Origin of the sequence: Niallia circulans, assembly GCF_003726095.1 — a bacterium.
Lineage (GTDB): Bacteria > Bacillota > Bacilli > Bacillales > Cytobacillaceae > Niallia > Niallia circulans_A.
Genome location: NZ_CP026031.1, coordinates 2747890 through 2764787, shown reverse-complemented (window position 1 = coordinate 2764787; position 16898 = coordinate 2747890). Strand labels below are relative to the sequence as shown.

16 protein-coding genes are annotated in these 16898 nt (G+C 36.7%); all 16 read left to right on the top strand.

Going from position 1 to position 16898, the window contains the following annotated elements:
- Positions 1-4: 4 nt before the first annotated feature.
- The 16 genes from uvrA to C2I06_RS13430 all read left to right on the top strand — a co-directional run bounded on the left by uvrA (position 5) and on the right by C2I06_RS13430 (position 16532).
- Positions 5-2881 (top strand): excinuclease ABC subunit UvrA, encoded by a 2877-nt coding sequence (gene uvrA / locus C2I06_RS13505; protein WP_123258203.1) that lies wholly within the window; start codon positions 5-7, stop codon positions 2879-2881.
- 353 nt (positions 2882-3234) lie between these two features.
- Positions 3235-4359, top strand: coding sequence for a DUF4097 family beta strand repeat-containing protein (locus C2I06_RS13500; protein ID WP_123258202.1), 1125 nt, complete (start codon positions 3235-3237; stop codon positions 4357-4359).
- Between the two features lie 109 nt (positions 4360-4468).
- Positions 4469-4822, top strand: a complete 354-nt coding sequence (locus tag C2I06_RS13495) for a phage holin family protein (RefSeq protein WP_095330354.1) — start codon at positions 4469-4471, stop codon at positions 4820-4822.
- A gap of 199 nt (positions 4823-5021) precedes the next feature.
- Entirely contained in the window at positions 5022-5951 is a 930-nt protein-coding gene (hprK, locus tag C2I06_RS13490) for an HPr(Ser) kinase/phosphatase (RefSeq protein WP_095330355.1), read from the top strand.
- A gap of 46 nt (positions 5952-5997) precedes the next feature.
- Positions 5998-6810, top strand: a complete 813-nt coding sequence (gene lgt, locus C2I06_RS13485) for a prolipoprotein diacylglyceryl transferase (protein ID WP_095330356.1) — start codon at positions 5998-6000, stop codon at positions 6808-6810.
- Positions 6811-6831: 21 nt separating this feature from the next.
- Positions 6832-7485 (top strand): pyrophosphatase PpaX, encoded by a 654-nt coding sequence (gene ppaX, locus C2I06_RS13480; RefSeq protein ID WP_095330357.1) that lies wholly within the window; start codon positions 6832-6834, stop codon positions 7483-7485.
- Complete coding sequence (locus C2I06_RS13475; protein ID WP_095330358.1) at positions 7482-8015, top strand: acyltransferase; 534 nt, start codon at positions 7482-7484, stop codon at positions 8013-8015. Before ppaX ends, C2I06_RS13475 begins: the two co-directional genes overlap by 4 nt.
- A 290-nt stretch (positions 8016-8305) precedes the next feature.
- Positions 8306-9490, top strand: a complete 1185-nt coding sequence (locus C2I06_RS13470; protein WP_095330359.1) for an ATP phosphoribosyltransferase regulatory subunit — start codon at positions 8306-8308, stop codon at positions 9488-9490.
- Complete coding sequence (gene hisG / locus C2I06_RS13465; protein ID WP_123258201.1) at positions 9487-10131, top strand: ATP phosphoribosyltransferase; 645 nt, start codon at positions 9487-9489, stop codon at positions 10129-10131. Before C2I06_RS13470 ends, hisG begins: the two co-directional genes overlap by 4 nt.
- A gap of 19 nt (positions 10132-10150) precedes the next feature.
- Positions 10151-11425: a histidinol dehydrogenase gene (gene hisD / locus C2I06_RS13460; protein ID WP_095330361.1), complete on the top strand. Its 1275-nt coding sequence runs from the start codon at positions 10151-10153 to the stop codon at positions 11423-11425.
- Positions 11426-11442: 17 nt separating this feature from the next.
- Positions 11443-12030, top strand: coding sequence for an imidazoleglycerol-phosphate dehydratase HisB (hisB, locus tag C2I06_RS13455; RefSeq protein ID WP_095330362.1), 588 nt, complete (start codon positions 11443-11445; stop codon positions 12028-12030).
- On the top strand, positions 12031-12654 hold the full coding sequence (hisH, locus tag C2I06_RS13450; protein WP_095330363.1) for an imidazole glycerol phosphate synthase subunit HisH: 624 nt from the start codon (positions 12031-12033) through the stop codon (positions 12652-12654).
- A 5-nt stretch (positions 12655-12659) separates the two neighbouring features.
- Positions 12660-13385 carry a 1-(5-phosphoribosyl)-5-[(5-phosphoribosylamino)methylideneamino]imidazole-4-carboxamide isomerase gene (hisA, locus tag C2I06_RS13445; protein WP_095330364.1) on the top strand — a complete coding sequence of 242 codons (726 nt, stop codon included), beginning with the start codon at positions 12660-12662 and terminating at the stop codon, positions 13383-13385.
- A gap of 26 nt (positions 13386-13411) precedes the next feature.
- Positions 13412-14170, top strand: coding sequence for an imidazole glycerol phosphate synthase subunit HisF (gene hisF / locus C2I06_RS13440; RefSeq protein WP_095330365.1), 759 nt, complete (start codon positions 13412-13414; stop codon positions 14168-14170).
- Complete coding sequence (hisIE, locus tag C2I06_RS13435; RefSeq protein WP_095330366.1) at positions 14167-14808, top strand: bifunctional phosphoribosyl-AMP cyclohydrolase/phosphoribosyl-ATP diphosphatase HisIE; 642 nt, start codon at positions 14167-14169, stop codon at positions 14806-14808. The genes hisF and hisIE overlap by 4 nt, the downstream gene beginning before the upstream one ends.
- A gap of 206 nt (positions 14809-15014) precedes the next feature.
- The gene (locus C2I06_RS13430; RefSeq protein WP_095330367.1) at positions 15015-16532 is read left to right on the top strand and encodes a tetratricopeptide repeat protein; all 1518 of its coding nucleotides are present in this window, start codon (positions 15015-15017) and stop codon (positions 16530-16532) included.
- The last annotated feature ends 366 nt before the right edge of the window (positions 16533-16898 follow it).

Genomic DNA, 16898 nt, shown 5'->3' with positions numbered 1-16898 from the left:
AACAATGGCAAAAGATAAACTTATCGTAAAAGGTGCACGTGCAAATAATTTAAAAAATATTGATATAACAATACCGAGAGATCAATTAGTAGTGATAACTGGTTTATCTGGTTCAGGAAAGTCTTCTCTTGCTTTTGATACGATTTATGCAGAAGGACAAAGAAGATATGTAGAATCTTTATCTGCCTATGCTCGGCAGTTTTTAGGACAAATGGATAAGCCTGATGTTGATTCAATAGAAGGCTTATCTCCTGCTATTTCTATTGATCAGAAAACGACAAGTCGAAATCCTCGTTCTACTGTGGGGACTGTAACAGAAATTTATGATTATTTGAGATTATTATTTGCGAGGGTAGGAAGACCAACTTGTCCAGAGCATGGTATTGAAATTTCTTCTCAGACAATAGAACAGATGGTTGACCGTATTCTCGAATATCCTGAGAGAACTAGACTGCAAGTACTTGCGCCGGTTGTATCAGGGCGCAAGGGAACACATGTGAAAATACTTGAAGATGTAAAAAAACAAGGGTATGTTCGTTTGCGCATCGATGGAGAAATGTTTGAAATTGGTGATGATATTTCTCTAGAGAAAAATAAGAAACATAATATTGAAGTAGTTATCGATCGACTTGTTGTCAAAGAGGGAATAACTGCTCGTCTGGCAGATTCATTGGAATCAGCCTTACAATTCGGGAATGGAAAAGTCATTATTGATGTGATGGGACAAGAGGAATTACTGTTTAGTGAGCATCACGCTTGTCCAATTTGCGGTTTCTCTATTAGTGAATTAGAACCAAGGCTATTTTCTTTTAATAGTCCATTTGGAGCTTGTCCAGATTGTGATGGTCTAGGAAATAAACTAGTTGTAGATGTAGATTTAGTTATTCCTGATTGGAATTTAACTTTAAAGGAAAATGCGATAGCTCCTTGGGAATCTATTAGTTCTCAATACTATCCACAGCTTCTTGAAAGTGTATGTAATCATTATGGAATTGACATGAATATACCTGTAAAGAACATTCCGAAGAATTTAATGGATAAAATCCTTTATGGATCTGGAAAGGAATATATCCATTTCCGCTATGAAAATGACTTTGGCCAAGTGAGAGAAAATGATATCCAATTCGAAGGCGTTATGAAAAACGTGGAAAGAAGATATAAAGAAACTAGTTCTGACTACATCCGTGAGCAAATGCAAAAATACATGGCAGAACAGCCTTGTCGCACATGTAAAGGATATCGCCTAAAGAAAGAGGCTTTGGCTGTTTTAATTAACGGACAGCATATCGGCAAAATTACTGAAAAATCAGTGGTGGAATGCTATGAATTTATGGAGAAGGTTGATTTAACAGATAAAGAAAAACAAATTGCTAACTTGATTCTTCGAGAAATAAAAGAAAGAGTTGGATTTTTAATCAATGTTGGATTAGATTATCTAACACTAAGTAGAGCGGCAGGAACTTTATCAGGTGGAGAAGCCCAAAGAATTCGTTTAGCAACACAAATCGGTTCAAGGCTTACGGGTGTTCTTTATATTTTGGACGAGCCTTCCATTGGGCTTCATCAAAGAGATAATGATAAATTAATCGATACATTAAGACAGATGCGTGATATAGGGAATACATTGATTGTTGTAGAACATGATGAAGATACCATGATGGCTGCTGACTATTTAATTGATGTTGGTCCAGGTGCGGGTGTCCATGGTGGCGAAATTATTTCTGTGGGAACGCCAAAAGAAGTAATGAATGATCCACAATCGATAACTGGTCAGTATTTATCTGGAAAGAAATTCATTCCACTTCCATTAGAGAGAAAACAAAGTGATGGCAGATATATTGAAATTACTGGGGCAAAAGAAAATAATTTAAAAAATGTAAATGTAAAAATACCGCTCGGAATGTTTATCGCTGTGACAGGGGTTTCTGGTTCAGGAAAAAGTACTTTAATTAATGAAATTCTTCATAAAGGCTTGGCTCAAAAGCTAAATCGTGCGAAGGCAAAGCCAGGTGCCCATAAGGAAATTAAGGGAATTGAACAATTGGAAAAAGTCATAGATATTGACCAATCCCCAATTGGTCGAACACCAAGATCGAATCCGGCGACTTATACGGGTGTGTTTGATGATATACGTGATGTTTTTGCGACAACCAATGAAGCAAAGGTACGCGGTTATAAAAAAGGACGTTTTAGTTTTAATGTTAAAGGTGGAAGATGCGAAGCATGCCGCGGAGATGGAATCATAAAAATTGAAATGCATTTCCTTCCAGATGTTTATGTTCCATGTGAAGTTTGTCATGGCAAACGATACAATAGGGAAACATTAGAAGTGAAATATAAAGGAAAAAACATCTCCGATGTATTGGAAATGACAGTGGAAGATGGTGTATCCTTCTTCGAAAATATACCGAAAATCCATCGTAAATTGCAAACAATTGTGGACGTTGGTTTAGGTTATATTAAACTCGGACAGCCAGCGACTACTTTATCAGGTGGAGAGGCACAAAGGGTAAAACTAGCGTCAGAATTACACCGTCGATCTACCGGAAAGTCTTTTTATATTTTGGATGAGCCGACAACAGGCTTACACGTTGATGATATTTCAAGACTATTGATTGTTCTTCAGCGACTAGTCGAAAATGGAGATACAGTACTAGTTATTGAACATAATCTCGATGTCATTAAGACTGCTGATTATATTATCGACTTAGGACCAGAAGGCGGAGATAAAGGTGGCACAATATTAGGAACAGGGACTCCTGAAGATATTGCCAATCTAAAAGGGTCTTATACAGGGAAATATTTAAAGCCGATCCTAGATAGAGAGCGGCAAAGAATGAAGAATAGTATCGAAGAAGCGGAAAAAATCGCTACAACTTAAATCAAGAGACGGGGAAAGTAGAAAAGCTGATGGAATTATTACCAACAGTTACCTGCCAGACCTCGTCTCTTTTTTCCTAACTTAAGGAGAAATTCTTCTGAATTAGAAACCCGCTACATAAAATAAAGAAGATCAGAAAGTATTCAAATTGAAACCTTTGCTGGGATGATTCCGTATTAACATATAGGAGTCCTTTCTGTTAATTAGTAATTTCAACCAATGATTGGCTTTGAAAGTGTCTTTTTTCTTTAATCTAATAGTCTTCACATTAGCAAATGGAAATAAGCGGTGTTTTAATGTTTTGTGAAAAGTACTTAAAAGAATAAAATCGTATTTTTTGAGGAGGATTTAAAGTGGCAGAAGAGAAAAAGCGAATTTTAGAATTAGTGGAAAGTGGAAAATTAACTGTTGATGAAGCGTTAAAGCTAATGGAAAAGGTTGATGAAGTGAATGAGAAAAAGTCTTTAAATGAAGAAGAAAAAATAATTTTAGAAGATTTTCAAAAAGAATCAAAGTTTCATGAAAAAAAGAAAGAAACGTCTTCAAATTATGGATTTAATTTTCAAGCAGCGAAAGATAAGCTTTTTGACATAGTTGATACAACCATAAAAAAGGTGAAGGAAGTAGACCTAGATTTAAACTTCGGTCATTTTGAAGAAGTTTCTCACATTTTTCAATTCAATAATATTGCTCCCAAAAAGTTGGATATCGATATTCCCAATGGAGAAGTAGAACTGATTCCATGGGATCAAGAGGAAGTAAGTATTGAGTGTAAAGCAAGGGTCTATCGAGTGAATTCTTTAGAGGAAGCAAAAAGAGTATTTCTCAAGGAAGTAGACGTAATAGTAGATAATGAGCGCTTAGTAGTGAAAACGAACCATAAGTGGATGAAAGTGAAAGCACAGGTTTATATTCCACAAATTTCATATGAATCAGCCATCATCCGTTTATTTAATGGACCAATTACTACGTTTGATGTTAAAGCGGAAAAATTGTATGCTAAAACAGCTAATGGTAAAATAACGCTAAAAGCTGGTGAAAACAAAAAAGTGGAGGCAGATGCTGCAAACGGCAGTATTAAAGTCGAAAAAGGAAAGATGGATAAACTGGATGCAGAAACAATAAATGGCTCTATTACGGTTGAGGGGTATTTCAATAAAGTTGATTTACAAGCCTTTAATGGCAGTATATCATGTGTGAACCATTCAGAAACCTGTGAAATCCTTGAGCTCCAAGGGACAACAGGAAGCATTGAAGTAAGTTTACCTGAAACATTAGCGGTCAGCGGTGAATTAAAAACGAATTTTGGTGGATTCAATGTAGAGTTAGAGGGAATACAAATAATAGAGGAAAAAAATGAAGTTCTGCAAAAAACGTTACAATTTAAATCAATCCAATCAAGTGAGCATCATACAAAAATTGAAGCTAATACTAAAACAGGATCGATAAAAGTGAAGAAAATTGAAAAAAGCAATTAATTTTAATAGAAGAAATGAATAAGATACAGGGACTTCAAGGTAAAATGTGGTTTTCTTCTGTATCTTAAATCAATCAGCTTCTTCTGTGTTTAAATGAGGAGTAATTGGAATGAGATGGATTATCGGAATACTGATTAATGCTATATTCTTTGTAGCATTAGCTGGATTATTTCAGGAACAATTTTATTTATCGGGAATAGGTGCGGCAATCGGAGCAAGTGTGATTTTATCTTTGCTAAATATTATTGTCAAACCAATTTTAATTTTATTGACGTTACCTGTAACAGTGTTATCGCTTGGGCTATTTTTATTTGTCATCAACGCTATTACGCTGTCATTAACAGACAGATTAATGGGAGATAGTTTTGAAATTTCGAGTTTTGGTATGTGTTTATTTTTTAGCGTTCTACTGTCACTTTGCAATATAATCGTTCAAAACACAGTTCTGCGAGGAAAAGAATAGAAAGCTGCCGGGTAAAGGAGTGGAGAAATGGCCATTGCTTTACCTAGCAGCTTTTCTTATTATTTTGACTGAATTCTAGCATATATTTAGTGTTTAATGCTAAAATAAGGTGAATATGGAATTCTAAAAAAACATACCTTAAACAGCTAATACTGTTTATAAAAAACTTAACAGCAGTGACCTTTAAAGGAGGAGCTTCATGGCAGCGAAAGTACTAATAAAAGATGTTATCGAAGAGTTTGATTTAGAAATTGTAAGTGGAGAAGAGGGAATTAATCGACCAATTACAGTTAGTGATATATCAAGACCAGGTCTCGAGATGGCTGGCTATTTTAACTATTATCCAGCAGAACGTGTTCAGCTGTTAGGGAAGACAGAACTGTCCTTTGCTGAACGATTAAGTGAGGAAGATAGGGCAAATCGCTTAACCAAGTTATGTAGTGATACAACGCCAGGAATTATTATTACTCGAAATATGGAGGTGCCTCCCCAATTAATAGAGGCATCAGAAGAATTAGCTGTACCTGTACTACGATCTAAGCATAAAACATCGCTTTTTTCCAGTCGTCTTACAAATTTCTTGGAAAGAAAATTAGCACCAACAACAGCGGTTCACGGGGTTCTTGTTGACATTTATGGTGTGGGCGTTTTAATTACTGGTAAAAGTGGTGTAGGTAAAAGTGAAACAGCACTTGAGCTTGTAAAACGCGGGCATCGATTAGTTGCTGATGATTGTGTGGAGATACGCCAAGAAGATGAGAATTTAATTGTCGGTAGTTCACCAGAGTTAATTGAACATCTATTGGAAATTCGTGGATTAGGGATCATTAATGTCATGACGCTTTTTGGAGCTGGGGCTGTTCGTACCCACAAAAAAATATCTTTAGTTATGTCTTTGGAATTATGGGAGCAAAACAAGCAATATGATCGTTTAGGTTTAGATGAGGAAAAAATGAAAATAATTGATACAGAAGTAACCAAGCTGACAATTCCAGTTCGTCCTGGCCGAAATTTAGCGGTAATTATTGAGGTCGCGGCAATGAATTTCCGTTTAAAAAGAATGGGTGTTAATGCAGCCGAACAATTCACGAATAAATTAAACAATGTTATATCTGACGAAAGAAAATAAATAAAGTGAAATGCTGTGAAAAACGTGAGAAATAGGAGGAAATCGAATGGAAGATATACAACCAATTGATCCAATTGCTTTTTCGTTAGGACCGTTTGATGTTAGATGGTACGGACTTATCATTGGCTTTGGATTGATTCTTGCTCTTGTTATTGCAATGCGAGAAGGGAATCGAAGAGGACTTGGAAAGGATGACTTTCCTGATTTAATGTTATGGGCAATCCCCATTTCTATTATATGTGCGCGAATTTACTACGTCATTTTTGAATGGAGCTACTATAAAGATCATCTAGGGGATATACCGAAAATTTGGAATGGTGGAATTGCCATTCATGGAGCTTTAATTGGTGCGATTGTGACTACTTATATTTTTACAAAGAAAAAGGGTATTTCCTTCTGGAAAATCGCGGACATCGCTGCACCTAGTCTAATCCTTGGACAAGCTATTGGCCGTTGGGGCAACTTTATGAATCAAGAGGCACATGGCGAAGAAGTTACACGTTCTTTTTTAGAAGGTTTACATTTGCCGAATTTTATTATCGATCAAATGTATATTAACGGCACTTACTATCATCCTACTTTTTTATATGAATCATTATGGAATATTGTTGGATTCGTAATTTTACTAGTTTTACGGAAAGTGAACTTACGTAGAGGAGAAATCTTTTTAACTTATGTTATTTGGTATTCAGTTGGAAGATTCTTTATCGAAGGAATGAGAACAGATAGCCTTATGATTGGTGATTTACGGATGGCTCAATTAATTTCATTAGCGTTAATTGTCATTTCTATTATCTGTATCGCTTATAGACGGAAAACGGGTCTTGCAAGTGAACGTTATTTAGATGCAAATGGTTAATCATGGAAAGGAATGTTTAGGTTGACTGGAAAGATTAATACAGCATTATTCGATTTGGATGGAACGCTAATAAATACAAATGAATTAATTATTTCCTCCTACTTACATACATTAAATCATTATTACCCAGGAAAATATAAACGAGTTGATGTCATTCCTTTTATGGGACCACCATTATTGGAAACATTTGAGTCGATTGATAAAATGAGAGCTCCAGAGATGATAGCAATGTATCGCTCCTATAATATTGCGAATCACGATAAGATTGTTACAATATTTGATGGTGTTTATGATGCTATTAAAGAATTAAAGCAAAGAGGCTTTAAGCTTGCAATTGTATCAACAAAACTTTCCGATGTAGTGGAAATGGGCTTGAAATTGACGAAGCTAGATGAATTTTTTGATGTAGTGGTTGCTTTAGATCATGTAACAATCGCTAAACCAGATCCCGAGCCGGTTCTCCTTGCTCTTGAAAAATTAAAGGCTTCCCCTGGCGATGCAATTATGGTTGGAGATAATAAACATGATATTTTGTCTGGGAAAAATGCAGGTACTTTAACAGCAGGTGTTGCTTGGACACTAAAAGGGAAAGAATTTTTGCAGGCATATAATCCTGATTATATTTTTGAGAATATGAAAGACATTCTTTCTATTCCTGAAGTACAACAAACATGAGAAAAACGACGAGATATCCGGTTAGTGGACCCAATTCCTTATGGCATGTTTATAAAACGGTTCCGTTTTTGAAAGTAATTAAAAATTTTATTGTTATTCAGACAGCAAGATATATGCCTTTTTTGAAAGTGAAAAATTGGATGTACCGAAAGCTATTAAAAATGCAGGTGGGAGATCAAACCTCCTTCGCCTTAATGGTAATGCTTGATATTATGTTTCCAGAAAAAATTAAGGTCGGCAAGAATACTGTCATAGGCTACAATACCACTATTCTTGCCCATGAATATTTAATAGAGGAATACAGACTTGGGGAGATTGAAATTGGCGATGAAGTCATGATTGGTGCCAATTCCACTATTCTTCCTGGTGTGACAATTGGTGATCGTGCGATTGTTTCTGCAGGTACATTAGTACATAAGAACGTCCCGGCAGGAAGCTTTGTTGGGGGAAATCCGATGCAAATCATTTATACCGCAGAACAAATGGAAGAACGTAAACGAAATGAGCCTTCCTATGTATTAGATGAATAAAGACAAAAACCTATCTGTCCGTTATTTCAAGAATAAGTTTCTAGAAGTAAGGAATAGATAGGTTTTTTTGAAAATGTCAGAATTAATAAAAAACAGTGAAATATAACGATAAATTGAATATACCGAAAGACTTTGTTTATAAGTTTCGTTGGATTTTTTAGAAAGATCTAATAAATGAAACTTTTCTCTTGACCTCAGTTCAGACGAAGAGTACACTAAAAACAACTCTTTAATTTGGTAGTATATTAGCGAACTAAAGCATTCGGAATTTTAAAACATGAGGTGTTATGATGAGCAGCTTATTTATGTTTGAAAAGCCATTAGGCATGAGAGATACATTACCAGCGATTTACGAAAGAAAATATAAAGTTAAACAAAAAATAGATACAGAAATAAAAAAATGGGGTTATCAATTTATTGAAACTCCGACATTAGAATACTATGAAACAGTCGGCACAGCGTCCGCTATTTTAGACCAGCAGCTTTTTAAATTATTGGATCAGCAGGGACATACACTAGTTCTTCGCCCAGATATGACCGCGCCAATAGCGAGAGTAGCGGCATCTAAGCTTCTATCAGAAGATTTGCCATTACGTCTTGCCTATAATGCGTCCGTGTTTCGAGCGCAGCAGCGAGAAGGCGGCAGACCGGCGGAGTTTGAACAAATAGGTGTTGAATATATTGGCGATAAAACCATTAGTGCAGATGGAGAAGGAATTTCTCTACTTATTTCCTCCCTTCAACAAGCAGGAGTGAAAAACTATCAAGTGTCGGTAGGGCATATTGGCTTTGTCCAATCATTTTTTCAACAAATTCTTGGAACAAAAGATAGAGTGGACAGTTTAACCAAATATTTATATGAGAAAAATTATGTCGGCTATCGTCAGCATGTAGAACAACTTGCTTTATCAAGTATTGATAAACAGCGCTTAAATGATTTCCTAACACTAAGAGGAAAAGAAGAAGTGATTGACCTTGCCTATCAGCTAATGGAAGGAGATCAAGGAAAGAAAGCAATCGATGATTTAAAACAGCTAAGAGATATCCTTGTAGATTACGAAGTGGCAGACAGAGTGACATTTGATTTATCACTTGTTAGTCATATGAGCTACTATACTGGCATTGTATATGAGGTATATGCAGAAGGGGTAGGCTTTCCTATTGGTAGTGGGGGCAGATATGATTTGCTATTAGAGAAATTCGGAAAAAACACTGGAGCAACTGGTTTTGCTATTCGAGTGGATCGACTATTGGAAGCATTAGGCACGGTCGCAAAAACAAACATGATCGAATGTATTTTATTTAGTAGTGAACGAAGAAAAGAAGCATTTCTATTAGCTCAAGAAAAAAGGCAAGCTGGCATCCATGTCATTACGCAAGATATTAATGGGGTGAAAGATGTGGATGCTTGTACAAAGCAGTATAGTGAAATCATACTATTGGTTGGAAAAAAAGGAGCGGAGGTGGCCAAATGAATGACATGCTAACTATCGCAATGCCAAAGGGAAGAATTTTCGAAGAGGCAGCCGATTTATTAAGAGATGCAGGCTTTCGTTTACCAGCAGAATTTGATGACTCCCGGAAATTAATTATAGAGGTTGAAGAAGAAAACTTCCGCTTTATCTTGGCTAAGCCTATGGATGTTCCTACCTATGTCGAGCATGGCGTTGCCGATTTGGGGATTGCAGGAAAGGATGTCATGCTAGAGGAAGAAAGAGATGTATATGAATTGCTAGATTTACATATTAGTGCCTGTTATTTAGCAGTAGCAGGGCTTCCTCATACAGAACTGAATGAAATTGCTCCTAGAATTGCAACAAAATATCCTAATGTGGCGGCAGCCTATTTTCGTGAACAAGGGTCTCAAGTAGAAATTATTAAGCTGAATGGTTCCATTGAGCTTGCACCAATTATCGGCTTAACTGATCGAATTGTCGATATTGTTTCGACAGGAAAGACACTTGCTGAGAATGGCCTAATTGAATATGAAAGAATCGTAGACATTACTTCAAGATTAATTGTCAATCCTGCAAGCTACCGATTGAAGGATAGACGAATTAGTGAATTAGTAGTGAGGCTTCAGCCGGTAGTAAAGTCGAAATTAAGTGTGAAATAACGAATAAGGAGTATTCTAGATGCGAATTGTGACAGATATAGAGAATATTAGTTTAAAACGCTCTGTTGATGCAGGTACGGAAGAACAGCGAAAAGCGGTTCGGGAGATTATGGGACAGGTAAAAAGAAGTGGTGACCAAGCTTTAATCGAATATACAAAAAAATGGGATGGAGCTGAATTGACAAGTCTTCGGGTGAAGAAAGAAGAGCTAGCAGCTGCTTACAATTATGTAGACAAGGAAATGGTTTCGATTATAAAAGAGGCGGCCGCAAATATTAAAGAATACCATCAAAAGCAATTGAAAACCTCATGGGATTTTACCCAAGAAAATGGCTCTGTTCTTGGTCAACGGATTCTCCCATTAGATTCCGTTGGTGTTTATGTTCCAGGGGGAACAGCAGCTTATCCTTCGTCTGTATTAATGAATGTCATTCCAGCATTAGTTGCAGGAGTTCAGCGGATAGTTATGGTCTCGCCGCCGAATGAAAATGGAATTCTCCCGAGTGCTGTTTTAGTAGCAGCTGATATTGCTGGGGTAAAGGAGATTTACAAAGTGGGGGGCGCTCAGGCTATTGCCGCATTAGCGTACGGGACGGAATCAATTGAGAAAGTTGATAAGATTGTCGGTCCTGGAAATATCTTTGTTGCCCTTGCCAAAAGAGAAGTTTTTGGCGATGTTGCTATTGATATGATTGCAGGACCAAGTGAAATTGCCATCATAGCTGATGAAACAGCAAGTGCAAAAGAAATTGCTGCAGACTTATTATCACAGGCAGAGCATGACGAAAGAGCTTCCTCTGTTCTCGTTACTACTTCCATTTTATTGGCTGAGGAAGTCTCTCGAGAAGTGAAGCAGCAGTTAAATGATTTGCCACGTAAGGAAATAGCGGAAAAATCAATTGATCAATATGGATTAATCGTGGTTGTAGAAACGTTAGATAAGGCTGTCGCTGTCATCAATACTATTGCGCCAGAACATTTAGAAATCATAACAAAAAATCCATACGTTCTCCTCGACCATATCCGTCATGCAGGATCTATTTTTATAGGAAGATATAGCTCAGAGCCAGTCGGGGATTATTTTGCTGGAACAAACCACGTATTACCTACAAATGGAACAGCAAGGTTCTCCAACCCACTAAACGTGGATGATTTCCAAAAAAAATCTAGTATCACACATTACAGTGAAGCAGCATTTAAAGAAAACGCTCATAAAATAGCCAAGTTTGCCCGCTTAGAGGGATTGGAGGCTCATGCAAGAGCCATAGAAGCGCGATATGACGACCTGGAATAATAAAAGGAGGAAGGAAAATGGCAAGGACAGCTGCAATTAGTAGAAAAACAGGTGAAACGAACATTCAGTTATCTTTTAATGTAGACGGAGAAGGAGTTTCTGAACTAGACACAGGTGTACCATTTATGAATCATATGCTCGACTTATTTACCAAACATGGTCAATTTAATTTAACAGTTCAAGCGAATGGAGATATTGAGGTAGATGATCACCATACAACAGAGGATATTGGGATATGTTTAGGATTGGCCATAAAAGAGGCGCTCGGAGATAAAAGAGGGATTAAGCGCTATGGGAATAGCTTTGTACCAATGGATGAAACATTGGCACAAGTGGTTATCGATTTAAGCAACAGACCTCATCTAGAATTCCGAGCAGAGTTTCCAAATGATAAGGTAGGAACCTTTGATACAGAACTGGTACATGAATTTCTCTGGAAACTAGCGTTAGAAGCTAGAATGAATCTGCACGTTATTTTGCACTATGGGAAAAATACCCATCATATGATCGAAGCGATCTTTAAAGCGATGGCTCGTGCATTAGATGAAGCCACGACGATTGACCCAAGAATTAAAGGAATTCCTTCCACGAAAGGAATGCTGTAAATGATCGGAATTATTGACTATGGAATGGGGAATTTGTTCAGCGTAAGTAAAGCATTAGAAAGATTAGGTGCTCCCTATTTTATTTCAGAGGATAAAGATAAATTACTTCAGGCAGATGCATTGATTCTTCCAGGTGTCGGAGCGTTTAAAGATGCAATGGAAAAATTAAAGAAGACGGGCCTATCTGAAATGATTTCTGTATTTGTTGATAGTGGGAGGCCTTTGTTAGGCATTTGCTTAGGGATGCAGTTATTGTTCGAATCAAGTGAGGAGCATGGATACAGTGAAGGGTTAAATTTACTACCTGGAAAAGTGGTTCGTTTTCCTGGCATTACAGAAAGTGGTGCGGCCTATAAGGTTCCTCATATGGGCTGGAATAAGTTGCATTTTAAAAGAGAGTCTTTGGTCACATCTGATTTGGAAGATGATTTCGTTTATTTTGTGCACTCGTATTATGCAGATACTAACGAGGGTGTTATTATAGCAAGCTGTTCCTATGATAAAGAGGTTCCAGCAGTAGTAGGAAGAAACAATGTGTTTGGCATGCAGTTTCATCCGGAGAAAAGTAGCAAATTGGGGATGCAATTATTAAGCAACTTTGCGAATTTAATACAGAAAGGATGAACAATATGACCTTCACTTTATATCCGGCCATTGATATGCGAGGCGGAAAATGCGTTCGTTTACAGCAAGGGAATTATGAAAAAGAAACAATTTATGGAGATTCACCATTTGATATGGCAAAAAGCTTTGTAGACCACGGTGCGAAGTGGATTCATATGGTTGATCTAGATGGTGCGAAGGATGGCAAGAAAGTAAATGATCAATTTGTCATTGATACAGCAACAAAATTAGGAGTAAAAGTGCAAATTGGTGGCGGTATTAGAAAAGAAGAAGATATTGTCCATTACCTTGAGAATGGGATAACAAGAGTAATAATTGGCAGTATCGCTGTTTCACAGCCAGACTTTGCGATGGAGATGATCCGCAAATATGGAAAGGGAATAGTGATAGGTATCGATGCAAAAAATGGATTTGTTGCGACACATGGTTGGCTGTCTACTTCAGAAGTAAAAGCAGTAGAACTTGGAAAACGCTTTGCAGATGCTGGGGCGGAAACTTTTATTTTTACGGATATTGCAACAGATGGAATGCTAAGTGGACCCAATGTTAAAGCGATTGAGGAAATGGCTCTGATAACGAAAAAAGAAGTGATCGCATCTGGCGGAATCAGCAGTATAAAAGATTTGAATCAACTAAAGAAAAGCGACTCTAGAGGTGCGATTATTGGTAAAGCATTATATGAAAAAAGATTCACGCTCCGAGAAGCGTTAGAACAATTGAATGGGAAGTAACTGGATATGGTGAGAGGAGTTTATTAATGTTAACAAAGCGAATTATTCCATGTTTAGATGTAAAAGAGGGACGTGTGGTCAAAGGAATTCAATTTGTTCAATTAAGAGATGCGGGGGATCCCGTTGAATTAGCGCGTTTCTATGATGAACAAGGAGCAGATGAGCTTGTATTTCTCGACATTTCTGCATCACATGAAGGTAGAAAAACGATGGTGGAGGTAGTAAAAGAAGTTGCATCAGAACTTGCCATTCCTTTTACTGTTGGAGGAGGAATAAACTCCCTAGAAGATATGAAGAAAATTCTGCGGGCTGGTGCCGATAAAGTATCTTTAAATACAGCAGCAGTGTTAAACCCTGCTTTGATTGAAGAGGGAGCTAATTTTTTTGGATCTCAATGTATCGTTGTTGCCATTGATGCTAAATATGATTCTGAGCTTGCCACATGGCGTGTCTATACTCATGGTGGTAGGAAACCAGTAAATAAGGATGTAATTACATGGGCAAAAGAGGCTGTGGCTTTGGGAGCAGGGGAAATATTGTTAACAAGCATGGATACGGATGGGGAGAAGAATGGATTTAACTTAGCATTAACCAAATCGGTAAGTGAGGCTGTTTCTGTTCCAGTTATCGCTTCTGGAGGAGCCGGTAACGCCGCTCATTTTGAAGAGGCATTTAAAATGGGCAAAGCTGATGCTGCACTTGCGGCTTCCATTTTCCATTATAAAGAAACATCCGTTTTGGAAGTGAAGAGCTATTTAAAGGAAAAAGGAGTGCTTGTACGATGAAATTAGATGAATTGAAATTTGATGAAAAAGGATTAATACCTGCTGTCGTACAGGATGTTGTGACAAAAGAGGTGTTAACCTTGGCTTATATGAATAAAGAATCATTAGAAAAATCCATACGCACCGGAGAAACATGGTTTTATAGCCGGTCTAGACAGGAATTATGGCATAAAGGAGGAACAAGTGGAAATACACAATCTATTGTAGAAATAAAATACGACTGCGATCAAGATGCATTAGTAGTGCTAATTCAACCGAATGGTCCCGCTTGCCATAATGGAACAACAAGCTGTTTTGTAGACAGCATGTATCAAAACAAAGCAAGGGATGTAATTTCAGCGGACTATCAAATTCTTGCTAATTTAGAGAAAGTTATTGAAGAAAGAGATATTAAGCGCCCAGAAGGTACCTATACAACGTATCTATTTGAAAAGGGGGTAGATAAAATTCTCAAGAAAGTTGGCGAAGAAGCGGCCGAAGTTATTATTGCTGCAAAAAATCGCGATGCAGAAGAATTGAAGTGGGAAGCATCTGACCTTCTTTACCATTTATTTGTCTTATTAAGAGAACAAAAACTGCCATTTTCTGAGATTTTGCAGGTGCTGGAAGCGCGCCATGAAGAAAAGACAGGGAAGTAAGCAAACTAGAGAATGGTTCATCTAGAGAGCCGCTCTCTTTTTTTGCTCCATCCATACATGTCTCCTTAAGTTAAATTTCCCCCTCTAAAAGTTTTTCCAAAAAGGCATTGACTCTTCTCGGATTTGTATTTAGTATGGTATACTTGTTGAGTTAATAGGAACTTTATAATGCAGCTTGATAAGGGAACATATATATTGGAGGATTTATGAATAAAAACTCAGATAGAGTACAACCAGTGGGTAAACTTATTACATTTAATCCTACAGGCGAATTTTATTTTAACAAAGGAATTAAGGCATATCATCAAAGAGATTATTATAAATCCCTTAAATATTTGCAAAGAGCACTGGCGTTAGAACCGGGAGAACCAATGATTGCATGTCAGCTTGCGGTCGTTTATGCAGATATTGGAGAATATCAAAAATCGAATGAACTTCTCCATGTTATTATTGAAGAATTAGATGAGGACATGGTTGAGTGTTATTATTTCCTAGCTAATAATTACGCCCATTTGGGATTTTTTAAAGATGCATATTATCATGCAAAACTATATTTAAGTTTGGATAAAGATGGGGAGTTTGTAGAGGATACAGAAGATCTTATGGAAGTGTTATCTCTCGAATCAGAGGAGCTCGAGGAAGAGGAAGCTAACGAGGAAGAAGATCTTATTACAAGACAGGAGCAGGCAAGGGCTTTGCTTGAATCTGGTAACTTTGCACAAGCTGTCGAAGCTTTAACAAAGATTATTCAAGATTATCCGGAATACTGGTCAGCATATAATAATTTAGCGTTAGCCCATTTCTATCTTGGACAATCGGAAAAGGCAAGTGAGATTTTGGAGCATGTTTTAACGAATAATATCGGAAACTTACATGCTTTGTGTAATAAACTTGTATTTGCTTATTATCAAAATAACGATAGACATGTGAAAGAAATGGCTGCTATTTTAAGAAAAATCAACCCTATTTCTATTGACCATCAGTTCAAACTAGGAACTACTTTCGCACTTATTGGTGAATATGATACAGCCTATTTTTGGTTGAAGAAGATTTATAAACAAGGATTTCAGGGAGATGGTTCTTTTTACTATTGGCTATCTTATGCAGCTTATTACACAGGAAATAAGCAAACAGCAAAGAAAGCATGGAAAAAGGTAATGGATATCCATCCAGAAAAAGAAGGGCAAGAGCCTTGGAATAACTCGGAATATACAATCAATGGATTTGAGGAGCATGTAAGCTCCATTCTCAAAAGATTTGAAAGCAGCCATGCTGAGGAGCGAATGTTTGCTACTTTTTTAACTTCTATATCTTCTCAAAAAGATAAGATTTTGTCTTCTTCTGTTTTTCAGCAAGAGAATGCTTTTACACAAATAGAAAAAAAATATCGTGATTTTGTGAAAAATGGCACTGAAATAGAGGATCCATTTTTATATGTTGCACATCATACAGCCGAACAAATTTATACCAACTATCATCCAATTGGTACGGAAGAAACTAGCTTATATTTATTATGGTTTTCAGCTATCATGGAAATGCAAACAGAAGGAGCTTTATTTAAAAATTGTATTGCAAGTGCAGCTGCTATTGATTATCTGTGGAGTCAATCTCGAGAGAAGAAGAAAACTCAGCAAGAAATTGCCAATAATTATGGACTTTCTACCTCTACTTTACAAAAATATATAAAATCAATGAAGAATTTTATGCAGCCCATCTATAACTAAGATTCCATTATTTTGATGTTTTATGCATTTATTGAATAAATAGTAGGAAGAAGCAGTTAGGAGTTGGACTGCTTCTTTTTTATAAGCTTTAAAAAGATGACACATTAAATATATAATAAAAAGAGTTATAATTAATCTAACGATATGATGCATGATATGAAGTTTTCCATATAAGTAAAACCCATTTATTATTGCTTATACAGATAAAGGAAAGGATGTAGAGTGTATATGGAATAGGGATGTAACACCAAATAAGAACATGCCAAACCGGTGTTTCATTTCAACATCAGACAATATTTATCCAATTTGTGACATTTTATCTCCCCTGTTTTAAAAGTAATTTGAATCGGTTCTTTCTTAAGTGAA

Excerpts from the sequence above, each read along its gene's own strand:
- uvrA (WP_123258203.1), top strand. The coding sequence starts at position 5 with ATGGCAAAAGATAAACTTATCGTAAAAGGTGCACGTGCAAATAATTTA.
- C2I06_RS13495 (WP_095330354.1), top strand. The coding sequence starts at position 4,469 with ATGAGATGGATTATCGGAATACTGATTAATGCTATATTCTTTGTAGCA.
- hprK (WP_095330355.1), top strand. The coding sequence starts at position 5,022 with ATGGCAGCGAAAGTACTAATAAAAGATGTTATCGAAGAGTTTGATTTA.
- lgt (WP_095330356.1), top strand. The coding sequence starts at position 5,998 with ATGGAAGATATACAACCAATTGATCCAATTGCTTTTTCGTTAGGACCG.
- C2I06_RS13475 (WP_095330358.1), top strand. The coding sequence starts at position 7,482 with ATGAGAAAAACGACGAGATATCCGGTTAGTGGACCCAATTCCTTATGG.
- C2I06_RS13470 (WP_095330359.1), top strand. The coding sequence starts at position 8,306 with ATGAGCAGCTTATTTATGTTTGAAAAGCCATTAGGCATGAGAGATACA.
- hisG (WP_123258201.1), top strand. The coding sequence starts at position 9,487 with ATGAATGACATGCTAACTATCGCAATGCCAAAGGGAAGAATTTTCGAA.
- hisD (WP_095330361.1), top strand. The coding sequence starts at position 10,151 with ATGCGAATTGTGACAGATATAGAGAATATTAGTTTAAAACGCTCTGTT.
- hisB (WP_095330362.1), top strand. The coding sequence starts at position 11,443 with ATGGCAAGGACAGCTGCAATTAGTAGAAAAACAGGTGAAACGAACATT.
- hisH (WP_095330363.1), top strand. The coding sequence starts at position 12,031 with ATGATCGGAATTATTGACTATGGAATGGGGAATTTGTTCAGCGTAAGT.
- hisA (WP_095330364.1), top strand. The coding sequence starts at position 12,660 with ATGACCTTCACTTTATATCCGGCCATTGATATGCGAGGCGGAAAATGC.
- hisF (WP_095330365.1), top strand. The coding sequence starts at position 13,412 with ATGTTAACAAAGCGAATTATTCCATGTTTAGATGTAAAAGAGGGACGT.
- hisIE (WP_095330366.1), top strand. The coding sequence starts at position 14,167 with ATGAAATTAGATGAATTGAAATTTGATGAAAAAGGATTAATACCTGCT.
- C2I06_RS13430 (WP_095330367.1), top strand. The coding sequence starts at position 15,015 with ATGAATAAAAACTCAGATAGAGTACAACCAGTGGGTAAACTTATTACA.